General features: G+C 35.5%; 13 protein-coding genes. 6 read left to right on the plus strand and 7 right to left on the minus strand.

Annotated features, from left to right (window positions below):
- Positions 1-3 precede the first annotated feature (3 nt).
- The 4 genes from purL to A9G07_RS09250 form a co-directional block, all read right to left on the minus strand.
- Positions 4-3,906 carry a phosphoribosylformylglycinamidine synthase gene (gene purL / locus A9G07_RS09235; protein ID WP_065734926.1) on the minus strand — a complete coding sequence of 1,301 codons (3,903 nt, stop codon included), beginning with the start codon at positions 3,904-3,906 and terminating at the stop codon, positions 4-6.
- A 380-nt stretch (positions 3,907-4,286) separates the two neighbouring features.
- Positions 4,287-5,963 (minus strand): glutamine--tRNA ligase, encoded by a 1,677-nt coding sequence (gene glnS / locus A9G07_RS09240; protein ID WP_065734927.1) that lies wholly within the window; start codon positions 5,961-5,963, stop codon positions 4,287-4,289.
- 206 nt (positions 5,964-6,169) lie between these two features.
- On the minus strand, positions 6,170-7,513 hold the full coding sequence (locus A9G07_RS09245) for an ATP-binding protein (RefSeq protein ID WP_065562875.1): 1,344 nt from the start codon (positions 7,511-7,513) through the stop codon (positions 6,170-6,172).
- A complete protein-coding gene (locus tag A9G07_RS09250; RefSeq protein ID WP_065734928.1) occupies positions 7,510-8,238 on the minus strand; it encodes a winged helix-turn-helix domain-containing protein in 729 nt (242 codons plus the stop codon). Before A9G07_RS09250 ends, A9G07_RS09245 begins: the two co-directional genes overlap by 4 nt.
- A gap of 158 nt (positions 8,239-8,396) precedes the next feature.
- Here A9G07_RS09250 and A9G07_RS09255 point away from each other — a divergent pair, with 158 nt between their 5' ends.
- From A9G07_RS09255 to A9G07_RS09270, 4 genes are read left to right on the plus strand one after another with little or no spacing between them, the layout of a single operon-like run.
- Entirely contained in the window at positions 8,397-9,125 is a 729-nt protein-coding gene (locus tag A9G07_RS09255) for an MtnX-like HAD-IB family phosphatase (protein WP_065562877.1), read from the plus strand.
- Between the two features lie 10 nt (positions 9,126-9,135).
- Positions 9,136-9,963, plus strand: a complete 828-nt coding sequence (locus tag A9G07_RS09260) for an alpha/beta hydrolase (RefSeq protein ID WP_065734929.1) — start codon at positions 9,136-9,138, stop codon at positions 9,961-9,963.
- Positions 9,964-9,968: 5 nt separating this feature from the next.
- Positions 9,969-10,325 carry an EamA family transporter gene (locus tag A9G07_RS09265; RefSeq protein ID WP_065562879.1) on the plus strand — a complete coding sequence of 119 codons (357 nt, stop codon included), beginning with the start codon at positions 9,969-9,971 and terminating at the stop codon, positions 10,323-10,325.
- A gap of 1 nt (position 10,326) precedes the next feature.
- On the plus strand, positions 10,327-10,728 hold the full coding sequence (locus A9G07_RS09270) for a DMT family transporter (protein WP_065734930.1): 402 nt from the start codon (positions 10,327-10,329) through the stop codon (positions 10,726-10,728).
- Positions 10,729-10,777: 49 nt separating this feature from the next.
- On the opposite strand, the gene A9G07_RS09275 is transcribed toward A9G07_RS09270, so the two are convergent.
- The 3 genes from A9G07_RS09275 to A9G07_RS09285 all read right to left on the minus strand — a co-directional run bounded on the left by A9G07_RS09275 (position 10,778) and on the right by A9G07_RS09285 (position 14,171).
- On the minus strand, positions 10,778-11,650 hold the full coding sequence (locus tag A9G07_RS09275; protein ID WP_065734931.1) for an arginase family protein: 873 nt from the start codon (positions 11,648-11,650) through the stop codon (positions 10,778-10,780).
- Entirely contained in the window at positions 11,647-12,696 is a 1,050-nt protein-coding gene (locus tag A9G07_RS09280; protein WP_065734932.1) for a GNAT family N-acetyltransferase, read from the minus strand. The genes A9G07_RS09275 and A9G07_RS09280 overlap by 4 nt, the downstream gene beginning before the upstream one ends.
- A gap of 65 nt (positions 12,697-12,761) precedes the next feature.
- Positions 12,762-14,171: an aspartate aminotransferase family protein gene (locus A9G07_RS09285; protein ID WP_110422514.1), complete on the minus strand. Its 1,410-nt coding sequence runs from the start codon at positions 14,169-14,171 to the stop codon at positions 12,762-12,764.
- A 170-nt stretch (positions 14,172-14,341) separates the two neighbouring features.
- On the opposite strand from A9G07_RS09285, the gene A9G07_RS09290 reads away from it, so the two are divergent.
- Positions 14,342-15,091 (plus strand): MipA/OmpV family protein, encoded by a 750-nt coding sequence (locus A9G07_RS09290; protein WP_081303415.1) that lies wholly within the window; start codon positions 14,342-14,344, stop codon positions 15,089-15,091.
- 97 nt (positions 15,092-15,188) lie between these two features.
- Positions 15,189-16,097 carry a recombination-associated protein RdgC gene (locus A9G07_RS09295; protein WP_065734933.1) on the plus strand — a complete coding sequence of 303 codons (909 nt, stop codon included), beginning with the start codon at positions 15,189-15,191 and terminating at the stop codon, positions 16,095-16,097.
- Positions 16,098-16,182: the final 85 nt, after the last annotated feature.

A 16,182-nucleotide genomic window follows, 5' to 3' on the forward strand; every position in this document is an offset into this window, starting at 1 on the left:
TTTTTATCCAAGTTGCTTGCGTGCATTGCGGAAAATTCGCATCCAAGGACTATCTTCGCCCCAATTATCAGGATGCCATGAATTGGTTACAGTCCTAAAAACTCGCTCTGGATGTGGCATCATTATAGTTGATCGACCATCACTTGACGTTACAGCTGTAATACCATTTGGTGATCCATTCGGATTTGCTGGGTACTGCTCTGTCGCTTTTCCAAAATGGTCAATATACCTGACTGCCACTAAACCTGAAGCCTCTAAACGAGTTAAATGATCTAAATCTCTAGTTTCAACTTGACCTTCACCATGAGAAACCGCAATAGGCATATGCGAACCAGCCATATCAGTAAAGAGTAATGAAGGACTTGATTGGATTTTGACCAAACTAAAGCGTGCCTCAAAGCGTTCCGATACGTTTCGTACAAAACGAGGCCATAACTCAGCACCTGGTATTAGATCTTTGAGATTTGACATCATTTGGCAGCCATTACATACACCTAATGACAAAGTATCATTACGATGGAAGAATTGCTCAAACTCATGGCGAACTTGTTCATTAAATAAAATAGACTTAGCCCATCCTTCGCCTGCACCTAATACATCTCCGTAAGAGAAACCACCACAAGCAACGATGGTATTAAATTGATTCAATGTCACTTGCCCAGATAATAAATCCGTCATATGGACATCAATTGATTCAAATCCAGCTCGAGCAAATGCAGCAGCCATTTCAACATGCGAGTTGACTCCCTGTTCGCGTAAAATTGCAACTTTAGGCTTCACACCTTTGGCTATATAAGGTGCAGCAATATCTTGTTCTGAATCAAAAGTAAGGTGAACATTTAATCCCGGATCGTCATCATTTTGTTTGGCTTGATGCTCCTGATCAGCACATGCTGGATTATCTCGCAAACGCTGCATTTGCCAAGTGGTTTCTGCCCACCAAGTTCTCATGGTTAATCGAGATTCGCTATATACCACAGCACTGTTATTACGCACAATAAATTGCTGTCCGGCCTTAGCTGAACCTAATTTATAAATCGCATGGGACAGTCCAAAATGCTTAAAGCATGTCATGACTTCGTCTAAATCACTACCACGAATTTGAATAACTGCCCCTAGCTCCTCATTAAATAACGAGGCAATCACATCACTACCGAGAGAATGAATATCAACATCAATACCGCAATGCCCTGCAAATGCCATTTCAGCCAAAGTAACCAATAACCCACCATCTGAGCGATCATGATAAGCCAATAGATTGTTTTGAGCGACTAGCGTTTGTATCGCTTGATAAAAATCAGCTAATTCTTTAGCGTCATGAACATCAGCAGTTCTTTGTCCAAGATGGCGATAAACCTGCGCCAATGCCGTTGCACCTAATGCATGGTGACCTTTAGAGAGATCAACAAACAACAATAGATTATCCTGATTGGTGCAAAGTTGTGGCGTAACCGTTTTACGGACATCTTCAACTCGAGCAAATGCTGAAATTACTAATGATAAAGGTGAAGTTACCGTTTTTTGTTCACCATTTTGTTGCCATGTTGTTTTCATTGACATGGAATCTTTACCAACCGGAATAGCCAGACCCAACGTTGGGCATAGTTCTTCACCAATAGCTTTAACCGCTTGATAAAGACCTGCATCCTCACCTGGATGACCTGCGGCTGCCATCCAGTTAGCCGAAAGCTTAATTCGCTTAATGTCGCCAATGTTTGTCGCCGCAATATTAGTAATTGCTTCACCAACAGCTAATCGTGCTGATGCAGCATAGTTAAGCAAAGCAACAGGGGCACGTTCCCCCATTGACATAGCTTCACCATAATAACTATCTAAACTTGCTGTTGTCACTGCACAATCGGCAACAGGCACTTGCCAAGGTCCAACCATTTGATCACGAGCGACCATTCCGGTTACCGAACGGTCACCAATCGTAATTAAAAAGGTTTTTTCGGCCACAACTGGTAAATGCAGTACCCGTTTCACTGCATCATATAAATTGATATCAGATGTAGAAAAATGGTCACCTTCGGCTTGGCTTGACTTTACATCACGTAACATTTTAGGGGTTTTACCAAGTAAAACATCTAAAGGTAAATCTATCGGATTATTATTAAAATGCTCATCATGTAAAACTACTGCTTTATTTATTGTAGCTTCCCCGATAACCGCATAGGGTGCGCGTTCACGTTTACAAAGTTCATCAAATAACTCAAGGCTTTCCGGATGAATAGCCAGTACATAACGCTCTTGTGATTCATTACACCAAATTTCTAACGGCGACATCCCCGGCTCATCACTTAATATTTTGCGCAATTCAAATTGACCACCACAGCCACCATCACTAACCAGTTCAGGCATAGCATTAGACAAGCCTCCCGCACCCACATCATGGATAAATAAAATAGGATTTCTATCACCAAGCTGCCAGCAACGGTCGATGACCTCTTGGCAACGACGTTCCATTTCAGGATTATCACGTTGAACCGAAGCAAAATCGAGATCCGCATCCGATTGCCCAGAAGTCATTGAGGACGCAGCACCACCACCTAAACCAATATTCATAGCTGGTCCGCCTAAAACAATTAGTTTGGAACCAATAGGAAATTCACCTTTCTGGATATGTTCTCGACGGATATTTCCCATACCACCAGCTAACATAATTGGTTTATGATAACCTCTGACCTCTTCGCCATTAAAGCTGTTTACTTTTTCTTCATAAGTACGAAAATAACCTAACAATGCTGGACGACCGAATTCATTATTAAATGCAGCGCCACCTAAAGGTCCATCCATCATAATATCGAAGGCGCTCACTATTCGTTCTGGTTTACCAAAATCTTGTTCCCACGGCTGCTCAAAATTAGGAATTCGTAAATTTGAAACGGAAAAACCAACTAAACCTGCTTTGGGTTTGGCGCCTTTTCCAGTCGCACCTTCATCCCGAATCTCACCACCACTACCAGTTGCTGCTCCTGGCCAAGGAGATATCGCAGTTGGATGATTATGCGTTTCAACCTTCATGAGAATATCTGCATATTCCTGATGAAAATCGTAAGTTCGATTTTCATAATCAGTAAAAAAACGCCCCACTTTTGAGCCATCCATTACCGCAGCATTATCTTTATAAGCGGATGACACATAATCTGGCGTATTTTCAAAGGTGTTTTTTATCATTTTAAACAATGATTTTGGTTGTTTTATACCATCAATCACCCAGTCAGCATTAAATATCTTATGGCGACAATGTTCAGAATTCGCTTGACCGAACATATAGAGTTCAATATCTGTAGGATTACGGTTTAATTTTTGGAAACTTTCAACTAAATAGTCAATTTCATCCGGCGCTAAAGCTAAACCTAATTTTACATTAGCCTCTTCTAAAGCATTGCGCCCCTTTCCTAATAAATCAACAATGGTTACTGGTTTGGGCTGTTCAGTCTTAAATAATTGCTGAGCTTGCTCAAAGCTACTTAATACCGTTTCCATCATTCGGTCATGAATTAATGAAAGAAAAGTATTTTGTTGTATTGCCGTTAAGGATGAACTAACTTGTACATAATAAGCAATTCCACGCTCTATTCGATGGATTTGTGATAGTCCACAATTATGTGCTATATCGGTGGCTTTAGATGACCATGGTGAGATAGTGCCTTCGCGTGGGGTAACTAAAAAGAGTATTTTATTTGCTGGATTTTCTATCTTTATCTGCGCACTTTTAGGACCATATTGTAACAGCTTATCCAAGGTTAAACTCTGTTCGGAATTCAGCTCATCAATCAGATCGATAAAGTGAATATATTGAGCTTCGATATTGACAATGGGGATAGATTGTTCACGACATGAGGATAGAATTTTATTAATACGAAATGTCGATAGAGCAGAAGAACCAGCTAAAATTTTCATGCTAAGTACTCTTTTTAAGCAAAAAAAGGAAAAAAATAGAACAACATTATAAAAGAAAGTAGCTAAAGAGGCTATCTTAAAAATCATTATATGATTTAATAAAAAAAGTTGAGGAGCGGGGTTTTTGAAAGCTTATTTACTCATTTTTACACTAATGTAGCACTTTGATTAACATATAAAAAACTGATTTCTTACAAATCATCTCTTTCATCTATAGGGTTAATTTTGGAGAATTAATACTAGAAGAATTATTTTTAATGCTTATAGCTATAAGATTGCTAAAAGAAGTAAAAAGGTAGAATAATATCTCAACAGCGATGACAATAAAAAACGCCAACTAAAGTTGGCGTTTTTTATTCTATAACTAAGCTTCTCTATGATTAAGCTTCGTTCCAACTATCTCTTAAGCCTACGGTTCGATTAAAGACTAATTTATCTTCTGTCGCATACTTACTATCAAGACAGAAATAACCTTCACGTTCAAATTGATAAGCTTGTTCGGCTTTGGCTTTTTTCAAACTAGGCTCAACAAATCCTTGTTTAATAATTAAAGAATTTGGATTGATAGTTGATAAGAAATCCTCAGCGCTACCAGGATTTGGGATACTAAATAAGCGATCATAAAGACGAATTTCAGCAGGTTTACCATACTTGGCTGATACCCAATGAATAACGCCTTTAACTTTACGTCCATCTTCAGGATTTTTATTTAATGTTGCCGGATCGTAACTACAATAAATAGTTTGAATATTACCTTCTGCGTCCTTTTCAACACGATCAGCGCGTATCACATAAGCATTACGTAGACGGACTTCTTTACCTAATACTAAACGCTTATAATTTTTATTAGCTTCTTCTCTGAAATCAGCTCGATCAATATAAATCTCGCGTGTAAATGTTACTTCGCGATGACCGAGTTCTGGCCTGTTAGGATGATTTGGCATACTTAAGACTTCATCAAGTGTTTCTGAAAAGTTTTCAATTACCACTTTAACCGGATCAAGTACCGCCATTGCTCGTGGTGCATTTTCGTTGAGATCTTCTCGAATACAAAATTCAAGTGTACTCATTTCAACGGTATTTTCTTGTTTAGTTACCCCGATTCGACGACAAAATTCACGAATTGAAGCTGGTGTATAACCTCGACGGCGTAAACCTGAAACGGTTGGCATACGAGGATCATTCCAACCATCAACAATTTCTTCGGCAACCAATTGTGTTAATTTACGTTTTGAGGTAATAGCATATTCTAGATTTAATCTAGAAAACTCATACTGATGAGGACGAGCTTGAATAGTAATATTATCTAAAACCCAGTCATATAAACGACGGTTATCTTGGAACTCAAGCGTACAAAGTGAATGGGTTATATTTTCAATAGCATCCGAAATACAGTGAGTAAAATCATACATCGGATAGATACACCATTTATTACCAGTTTGGTGATGCTCGGCAAATTTAATACGGTATAAAACTGGATCACGCATAACAATAAAAGGTGAAGCCATGTCGATTTTCGCTCTTAAGCAAGCTTTACCTTCAGCAAATTTACCCTCTTTCATTTGGATAAATAATGCTAAATTTTCCTCTATGCTTCGATCACGATAAGGGCTATTTTTACCTGGTTGTGTTAAGGAGCCTCGATACTCTCGAATTTCTTCAGGAGATAGTTCATCTACATAAGCTAATCCTTTATTGATAAGCTCTATGGCATATTCATATAAACGGTCAAAATAGTCAGATGAATAGCAAATCTCACCATCCCATTCGAATCCTAACCAGCGGACATCTTCTTTAATTGATTCAACATATTCAATATCTTCTTTGGCTGGATTGGTATCATCAAACCGTAAATTACATTTACCGTGATAATCTTGGGCAATACCGAAGTTTAAACAGATAGATTTTGCATGGCCAATATGTAAATAGCCATTAGGTTCTGGCGGAAAACGAGTATGCGTTGTTTTATATTTTCCCGCAGCAAGATCAGCATCAATAATTTGACGAATAAAGTTATTTGGACGAGTTTCGTTCTCTGTCGGTAAATCACCGCTCATAAAAAACCTCTGATTATATATGTTTACTCATAACCAATTTAGAAATGAGATTTATCACTTTTATCACTTCGACCGACGAATATAGCAAATTTTTTGTCTTTTCGAAACGTTAAAACAAGAGATTTCAGTTACCTGAAAAAAATAATTACCCTCAAACGGATAACACTCCTAAATAATTTTAACAATTATTTTAATTTTAACTTCAGTTATTCCTCTCCTGATTTTATCGAAACGACAAATCTTGCACCACCTAGTGGGCTAGTAACCACGAATGCTTTACCGTCATGAAATTCTGCCATTAATTTTACATAAGCTAAGCCTAACCCATAGCCACCAGTTGATCGTGTACGACTGGTGTCAAGGCGAGCAAAAGGCATAAAAATTTTTTCTCGAGAATCGAAAGGAATGCCTGCACCATCATCATCAATTTCCAAAATAACTCGGTTATCTTGTTTGGTTATATTTAATACTGCTTTATGGGCTGCATATTTAAACGCATTAAGTAGCAGATTTTTGACAATAGTTTCTGCCAAATTGATATCAATTTTAGCTTTAGCATCTTGGCTATGGCAAATGAGCTCAAAGCCCTTAGGTTTAAATAGTGCTAATGACTGACAAACTTTTTCACCCCATTGTTTTAACGATACAGTAGTAAAGTTTAATTCAATATTACTTTGCTGCATTTTAAAATAATTCAAACTAGCATTAATGAGGGTTTCAAGTTCATCTATATCATCACTCATTCCTTTTTGTAAATCAGATCTTTCTACTTCGTCTGTAGATTCTTCAAGCATACTTAACTCAAATCGCATTCGTGCAAGAGGGGTTCGTAGTTCATGTGCCATCGCATGTGAAATTGTTTGGTTAGTGCTGACAAGATGCTCAATGTGAGTCCCCATATTATTTAAAACATTGGCTAATGGTTTGAATAGCCAACCTTTCACATTTTCCGTTCGAGCCTTCAAATTGCCCTGTCCAAGTTGTTCTGCGGTTTGACGTATGTTGACCAGATCTTTCCATACAGCACTAAACGCGAAATAGATTAATATAAAAAAGATTATGGCACTAAATAATGCCCAAATAATAAGGAAAACGCTCAACGACATGGTATTTGATTCTAATATATCTCGCATTAGAATCGGCCCCAATTGTAATAAATGACCATCATTGAGATTGATATAGACAACTTCGTCATCACCATCATAAGCAAAATCAAGTTTTTCAAGTTCTTTTTTTACAGAATGAGATAATTCTGTATTTGCAGGTAACACTTTGATTGGATAACCAAAATATGGTTGTAACTCGTCAACTACTGCTTGCAGTGGACGCTGTTTATTTTCATCAATGTGTTTGCGAATTAAGTTGACTGTTCCTCTTTGTGATTCACGAAAAACGATATGATCATCTGGCATATCAGTTAATGATGAAGGTAGTGAATCAAACACTAATAATGCGCCATAGGCGATAATACATTGCAATGAAAGTAAAATAACTAGATAGAAGACGATGCGGCGGTTAAAAAATAGCGGTTTAGCTAATAACTGTCTCAATGGTTTTCCCCTTCGCGCATGAATAAATACCCCTTTCCTCGAACCGTTTTAATTCTTGAAGGATTATCAGGATCATCAAGGAGTTTACGTCTTAACCGAGAAATTCGGGCATCAATTGAACGATCGCTACCGTCAAAATCAATCCCTCTAACTTGGGAAAATATATCGTCTCTAGATAGAATCTTACCTGCGTTATTAGCTAACAACCAGAGTAAGTCAAATTCGGCAGTCGTTAAATCTATTTCATGCCCGTCTAATAACACTTTACGATTTTCACCATCAATCACTAAATTTTCAAAGGCTAAAGTATTATTGTTAAATAAAGCAATTTGCTCTTTTAGGCCTTCTTTTTCTGTTTCATTTTGCTTTCGGCGTAGCAATGCTCGAATCCGAGCTAGTAATAATCGTGGTTCAACCGGTTTAGCTAAATAATCATCAGCGCCTAACTCTAATCCCACGATTTCATCAATATTATCTTCGCTAGCCGTCATTATAAGAATATAGTTACTGAACCATGAACGTATATCTCGACAGATATCAAATCCAGTTTTTTCAGGTAACATTACATCTAAAATAACCAAATCAGGGTTGATTTGTTGTATTTTTTCTTCTGCTCCTTCACCACTATTATGCCAATCTACCCTATATCCTTGACGGATTAGGTAGACTTGTATTAAATTGGCTAATCTTTCATCATCTTCGATAATTAATATGCGTTCACTCATTTCTGATTCTCTTTACCGTAAAGTGGACTTCGAGATGCTTCATTATACAGGCAAATAGAGCCTCGTTACAAAATATATACAAAGAGCCAACAAAGTTAGCTACCACTTTGTGAGAAAATTGTCGCCAATATCTATAACTAGCAATTTTTACTTGGAATATGAATACTTTTTCATCAATTACTAATCATCTTTTTCAACCATCTTACACTCGCTATCACAACCCTATTATTTTGTGTGATTTTGATGGCACAATTAGTGTTAAAGATGTAACTGATACTTTACTTAGTCAGTTCGGCCAAGATGGCTGTGATGAGCTCGAAGAGTTGTGGGTTAGTGGTAAAATTGGTTCTCAAGAGTGTATGAGTAAACAGATTGCCTTAATGGACGCAAGCTTAGAGGAGCTTAATCAAGCATTGGCAAAAATTGAAATTGATTCTAGCTTTAAATCATTCATTAAGTATACCGAAAAAAAACATATACCAGTTCATGTAGTTAGTGATGGTTTAGATTATGCTATCCAATTTGTATTAAAGCGTCATGGTATTGAACATTTACCTATTTATGCTAATAAACTATTGCATGATAATCACAGAAGTTGGCGCCTTGAGTTTCCTTACGCTAATAAGGATTGTATAAAACAAAGTGGTAATTGCAAATGCAATCATGTAAAACAACAGCAACATTTTCCTCAAATATTGTATGTTGGTGATGGTACTTCTGATTTTTGCGTTTCACATCATGTCGATCTGGTTTTTGCTAAAGATAAGCTGATCAATTACTGTGAAAAAAATAACATTAAGCACACTGCTATTGTTAATTTTGCTGATGTAACAGAGGCTTTAAAACAAGCAGAGCAATCACTAATTCCAGTCATGATGGTGAAATAAAGGAACAATAATGAGTACAATTGAAGATTTATCTTATTTTTTACCAGGAAATAAGAATGGAGTGCTATTAATTCATGGTTTAACTGGCACACCAAATGAAATGCGTATTTTAGCCAATGGTTTACATAAAGCAGGATTTACTGTTTATGCAATACAATTGGCAGGTCACTGTGGTACTGAAGCAGATCTATGTAAAACAACTTGGCAAGATTGGTATAAAAGCGTTCAAGATGGTGCTGATTATTTAGCTAAACATGTAGACAACCTTTTTGTCGCAGGTTTATCAATGGGCGCCCTTTTGGCGTTGAAACTTGCTGCAGATCGTCCAAATCAAGTTAAAGGTGTTGGTGTTCTAGCACCTACATTTTATTATGATGGTTGGAGTATGCCATTTTGGGCTAAAAAGTTTTTCTTTTTATTGGTATATTTTAAAAAACTTGGTATTTTTCAAAAAGTCTCTTTTATTGAAAAACCACCTTATGGTCTTAAAGATGAGCGTATCCGAGCGGTGGTATCAGAAAGCATGTTAAGTGGCGATGCTGCATCCGCTGGGCTTGCTGGAAATCCATTTCCTGCATTAGCAGAAATGCAATTATTGGCAAAATATGTTCGCCAAGAATTACCAAAAGTTACGTCACCTTGTTTAATTATGCATTCAGGTAATGACGATATTGCCAATATTGAAACTAATGCAAAATTAGTTGAGAAGCATGTTTCTGGTCCAAAACGATTAGTTGTATTAAATGATAGTTATCATTTAATTACTATTGATAGCCAACGCCGTGAAGTAATTAAAGAGTGCGCTTCATTTTTTAATAATCTGGCAGAAGGAACTTAAGCATAATGTCATCCTTAGTTATTTTTCTTTGGGTTAGTAATATTTGTTTTGATACCTTAGGACAAGTTGCTTTTAAATATGCTGCAATATCACCTACCAATAGAGATGGATGGTACTATTGGTTAGATCTCGCCAAAAATCATTGGATTTGGATAGGAATATCATCTTACATTGCCGAATTTTTACTGTGGTTAGCTTTTTTAACTTTAGTTCCACTTTCCCAAGGTGTATTGCTCGCCTCATTTAATATCATTACTATCATGTTAGTAGGTCGGATTCTATTTAAAGAATTACTGACGGTATATCGTGTTATTGGTATGTCTTTAATTACTGCTGGTGTGATCTTTGTGGGGTTATCTTAATATGGCTAAGTTCTATTTAATTGGTTTTACCGTATTATTAATGTTTGATACGATTGCACAATGTAGCTTTAAATTGGCTGCCGAACATGCCCAGCCACTTTCGATGAGCGTTGAATGGATAGTTAGGGTATTTTCCGGTCATTGGATCTATGTATCAATAGCTGGCTACATTTTTACTTTCTTTACTTGGATGACTTTATTAAAAAAAGCGCCTGTAGGACCTGCTTTTGCAGCTTCACATTTTGAAGTTGTTACCGTAATGATTGCTTCAGTTTGGTTATTTAATGAACCTATCACTTTATTTAAGTTAATTGGAACTATATTGATTGTTTCAGGGATTTTGTTTTTAGCACTAGCAGAAAGTAAACTTGCGAAGAAAGATACTCATCATCTTTCTAAATGACTTCAAGATAAGGATTAAAAACCTGGCAAACTATATCAGTTCTTGAATGCTAGGTTTTTAAAGCTTTTAATAATGTTAAATTAAGTTGATGTTGTTCTTGTTGCCAATCATTTAACTTTTCTAATGATATTTCGGGCTGTTTGTCCAGTGAACTTAGTAATCTCTTAAACCAATTTTTAGGCTGCCATATTGATAATTCGCCCGTGATATCACTACCGATAATCCGAGGCTTAATAGATGTAATAGTATCTAATAAATGATAGGTTTGTAATTTTCCTTGATCCCAATTGGTATGAATAACTTCTTCACTTAAGGCATCTTTATCTATCGATAAATATATCGGTTTAGTATTACGGTATTGTTCGGATAGAAACTGAGTAATAAGATCATCTGGCGAATCAAAATAGCGAAAAGCATGACTTAAACCAATTTTCTTAGCCCAGGAGACATTAACATCCATGCTCCAATAAGTCAGTTTTTTATGAAACAATGGTGACCATCTATTTTCCCAAAAATGCCATAAGCCAATATCATGTGATGTAATTCCTAATACATGTACATGGCTAACAAAAGGTAAACTAGCCACATAGCTAACCCATGATCCACAGTGAATGCCAAACAGATAACGCATGTTATCTGGATGGTTGTCGAAAATAACTACTTCAATGGGATTTTCTTCTGTATATTGCTTAGCTAGCTGCTCAATAAGTAATAACGAAATATGGTGGTAATCACCACTACCCATTAATACCGTACCATAGCTTTCTGGTAATGATTGTTGTAATACCTTTTTAAAGTTTTGGAATTTTTTTGTACTACAACCAAAGCGAATGACATCTTGCCACTGAGTAAAATCAATCGTTTTAGCATTATCAATTTCACCTACACTTTGATCAAAGTTAAGGATAACTAGCGATGTCATGCTACTTTCTCCTTATCAGTTTCGAAATGGCCAATTAATCTACGCAAAACAGCCCTTAATAAAGGATTTCGTATATAAACTAAGTGTTTAGTTAAGGTAAAACTAGCACCTAAAGAAGCTTTAACTTCTGGATCAGTCCAACCTGCAACATAATTACTAAGTTTTTGTTGTAATGCATATTCAAGATTAACAAACCAACTAACAAAATAGAGGTTTAATTCTCTTGCTTGAGGATAAACCATTCCTATGTATTTATCGATTAAAACATTGTTCACTACAAAACAGATGTTATAACCAATTAATTGTCCATTATGATGATAAGTAAAAATACGTCCATTTGAGGATTTGCTTTGCAGTAATTGGGTGAAAAATGGCTTAGTTAATAAATCAAAATGCACTTCACTCTGCTCATATACATTCAGATAAAGTTGATAATATAGATCAAGAGTCGCCTCATTAAAAAAACAATCATCACCAGTTTGTAAGATGTTAATCTCCAATTTTTCACGGGACTTTAGTTTTCTTCTTAAATTTTTACGACGACTGTATGATAGTTTTGCAAAAAAATCATCGATCGACTCAAAATCAATTGGAACCCAAGCTAAAGCTTGTCCTTCAACTTCAATAAACCCCCGTTCTTTTAAGGAACCAATAATCTGTTTAGAATATTGATTATCCTGCTTACTAAGCAGAGGTGAATCGGATGGCAAATCTTTAACAATAACAAATGGATATTTTTTTGTATAAGCTGCCTTAACATTGTCAGCTAATTGATGCGCATCGATTTTATTAGTCAATAAACTATATTCTGAAACGGTTGTACCCACAAAGCATGTTTTTGGTTGTAACCAATGCCGCCATTTTTTATAAAAAGGCAATTTATGAACTTTATGTTTAAAATCATCATCAGCAGTTATGAGCAAATCAAACTTAGCGGAAAAAGCAGGTATACCGTCTTCACTCATCCAGCTAGTAAACTCTCGCGGAGGATGAGAAAGAAAATTGTTGATTAATTCATTAGGTTCTAATTGATTGATATATCGCATAACTTTCTATAAATGATCTGAAATTCCCGCTAATTGATATTAGCGGGATTATTTTGATTTAAGACTTAAAGTTCTTTTTTAGCTCGAGTAATTAATTGATCGAGTAGTTCAATACCTTGATCAATCTCTTGACGAGTAATATGTAATGAAGGAGCAAAAGTGATAACATTTTTGTAATAACCACCAATATCAAGCACTAAGCCCATTTTGTTACCTTTCCAATCAAGATCACCTGACATACCAATATCTACCATTTTATCAACTAATGCTTTGTTAGCTGTAAATCCATCTTCGGTACAAATTTCAGCACGAAGTGCAAGACCTAGGCCATCAACTTCGCCTATTTCTTTATGTTTCTTCTCAAGTGTTTTTAATCCTTCAAGGAAATATGCACCGCTATCCATTACCATTTTTTCGTAATCTGTTTCAGAAGTCATTTTTAATACTTCTAGGCCAACTGCGGTACCTAAAGGATTTGAAGCAAACGTAGAGTGGGTTGAGCCAACTGGGAATACTTCTGGATTGATTAACTCTTCACGAGCCCATAAACCACCTAATGGATTTAAACCATTAGTTAATGCTTTCGCAAATACCACCACATCAGGTTTAACATCAAAATGTTCAATTGACCATAATTTACCAGTACGATAAAAGCCCATTTGAATTTCATCAACAACTAATAAAATACCATATTGATCTAAAACTTTTTTCAGACCTTTAAAGTAATTACGAGGAGGAACAATATAACCACCCGTTGCTTGTAATGGTTCGGCATAAAATGCAGCATATTCTGCTTGTCCGACTTTTGGATCCCATACACCGTGATATTCAGTTTCAAATAAACGTGCAAACTCAGCAACTAAGTGTTCACCATATTCTTCTGCTGTCATTCCTTTTGGACGACGGAACGGATATGGGAATGGTACAAACATTGCACGATCACCAAAATGACCATAACGACGACGGTAACGGTAGCTCGAAGTAATTGAAGATGCACCCAAAGTACGACCATGGTAACCACCTTGAAATGCAAACATCAGGGATTTACCACCAGTAGCATTACGAACGACTTTTAATGAATCTTCAATACATTGTGAACCACCAACATTAAAATGAACTCGTCCTTGGTAACCGAATCGCTGTTCCATACCTTGAGCAATTGTTTTTGCTAATTCGATTTTAGTTGGATGTAAATACTGGCTAGCGCATTGTGGTAAAGTATCGATTTGCTTTTTAAGTACGTTATTTAAACGCTCATTAGCATAACCAAAGTTACAAGCAGAGTACCACATTTGTAAATCAAGGAAGGCTTTACCTTCTTTATCATACATGTAACTACCTTCACAGCCATCAAAAATCTTTGGTGGTTCAACATAATGCACGGTATCACCAAATGAACAGTATTTTGCTTCATCCGCTAATAACGTTGCATCGTCGGGACGACTATTAATCATTTCTAAAGTTGGTTTACTCATAATTTATCTCACTAATCCATATTCAAATATGACAAAATGTGGCATTATTATCAGAGAAAATGGATTGTAACAATGTACATTTAATGTATAGATTTTGTGACAACAAGCCTTGAGTGACAAAATAACTACAATAATTGTTTTAAATCATATCAGTATGAGTGGTTATCAAAATGAAAAAATTAAGCTGCATAATCTCACTATTATCAATGTTTCCTTTAGGGTATACTCATATTGCGTCAGCAGATCCTACTTCATTAGGCGTCGGTTTGGGTTGGTCTAACTCACCATATAAAAATTATAGTTCAAGTTACTATCCGGTTCCTCATATTGATTATGATAACGGCTATTTTTTTATTGATGATCTATCAGCTGGTATTTACGCTTTTAACAACGATAATCAAAGTTTATCATTTGGCGTTCGTTATCTTGCTAATGAATTTAAACCTCATAATTCTGACAATCATAAGTTAAGACAACTTAATAGTCGTCATTCCACTGTGTTAGCTGAAATTGATTATGATATCACCACTAATTGGGGTATTTTTTCAAGTAGTATTGGCGCTGATATGCTCAATAATAGTAATGGAATCTTAGTTAATGCCGACTATACTGTTCCTTATATACAAGGTAATTTAATTATCGCACCTACTATTGGTATTAACTGGGCTGATGGTAAACATAATGACTATTATTATGGTGTATCTCATAAAGAATCTTCACGTTCAGGATTACGCTATTTCAATGCAGATAGTTCTTTTACACCTTACTTTGAAATCGGTGCGCAATATTCTTTAACAGATAATATCGCTACTTTTGGCGGAATTCATATTGATAAACTGACTGGTGATGCAGCTGACAGCCCTATGGTTGATGATAGTACGATAACATCCATTTATATGGGCTTATCTTATAAATTTTAATACTTTTATTAAATCTTATTAATAATACTTTATTTTCTGTGAAAATCTTATTTTAATTAAATAATTTTCATGAATTAATTTTTGGAAAAATTACACTATGCTTTGGTTTAAAAACGCAATTATCTATCAACTTAATAATGATAATTTACTGGATAAACAGACTATTGAAAATGCACTCAAATCTGCTTTATTTTCTCCTTGTGGTAATTTAGATACCACCAAAATGGGTTGGGTATCCCCTTACGATGATAACAATTTGGATGATTTTATTATTGATATGCCAGGGCATTTATTATTAAGAATAAAGAAAGAAACTAAAATTTTACCTGCACCTGTCATCAAACAAGCCTTAAATGAGAAGGTTGACAAGCAAGAGAAGGCATTAAGCCGTAAACTTAGTAAAAATGAAAAAGCGACATTAAAAGATGAAGTGATGATCGATTTAATGCCTAGAGCATTTAGCAAATATAACTATTATTGGTTATGGATCGACATTGAAAACAAAAGGATTATTATCGATTGCAGTAGTTTTAAACTTGCTGAAGATATTCTAGCGATTTTGCGGAAAGAACTTGGAGCATTAGCATTAACGCCGCTTTCCATCGAAAAACCGCTTGAAAAGATTATGACAACTTGGGTTAGAGAAAAACTTAGTTTTCCTCCTTTTATATTGGGTGATGAAGCAGAATTAAAAGATCCACTTGAAGGTAATGGGATTATCAATTGTAAAAATCAAGATATTACAAGTGATGAAATGTTAGTTCATTTAGATTCTGGTAAATGGGTCACCAAACTTAAAATCATTGATGAACGTGGAATCAATTTTATTATTAATCCTGACTTAACATTGAAAAGAATTAAATTTGATTCTGTTATTTTAGATGAAAATGAAGATATTGGATCTGATGAATTTGATAAACGTTTAGAAGCTGATTTCTATATTATGGCTAACACATTATCAAACTCAATTAACGATTTATATATTATTATAAATAAGATTGTTTAATTTTTTTACAATATATTATCAATTATTCTAGATCCGAATAATAATTGTGCTATAATACGTAATAGATTATGTGTAACATAATTGG

This window comes from Gilliamella sp. wkB72 (genome assembly GCF_001693745.1).
GTDB lineage: Bacteria > Pseudomonadota > Gammaproteobacteria > Enterobacterales > Orbaceae > Gilliamella > Gilliamella apicola_E.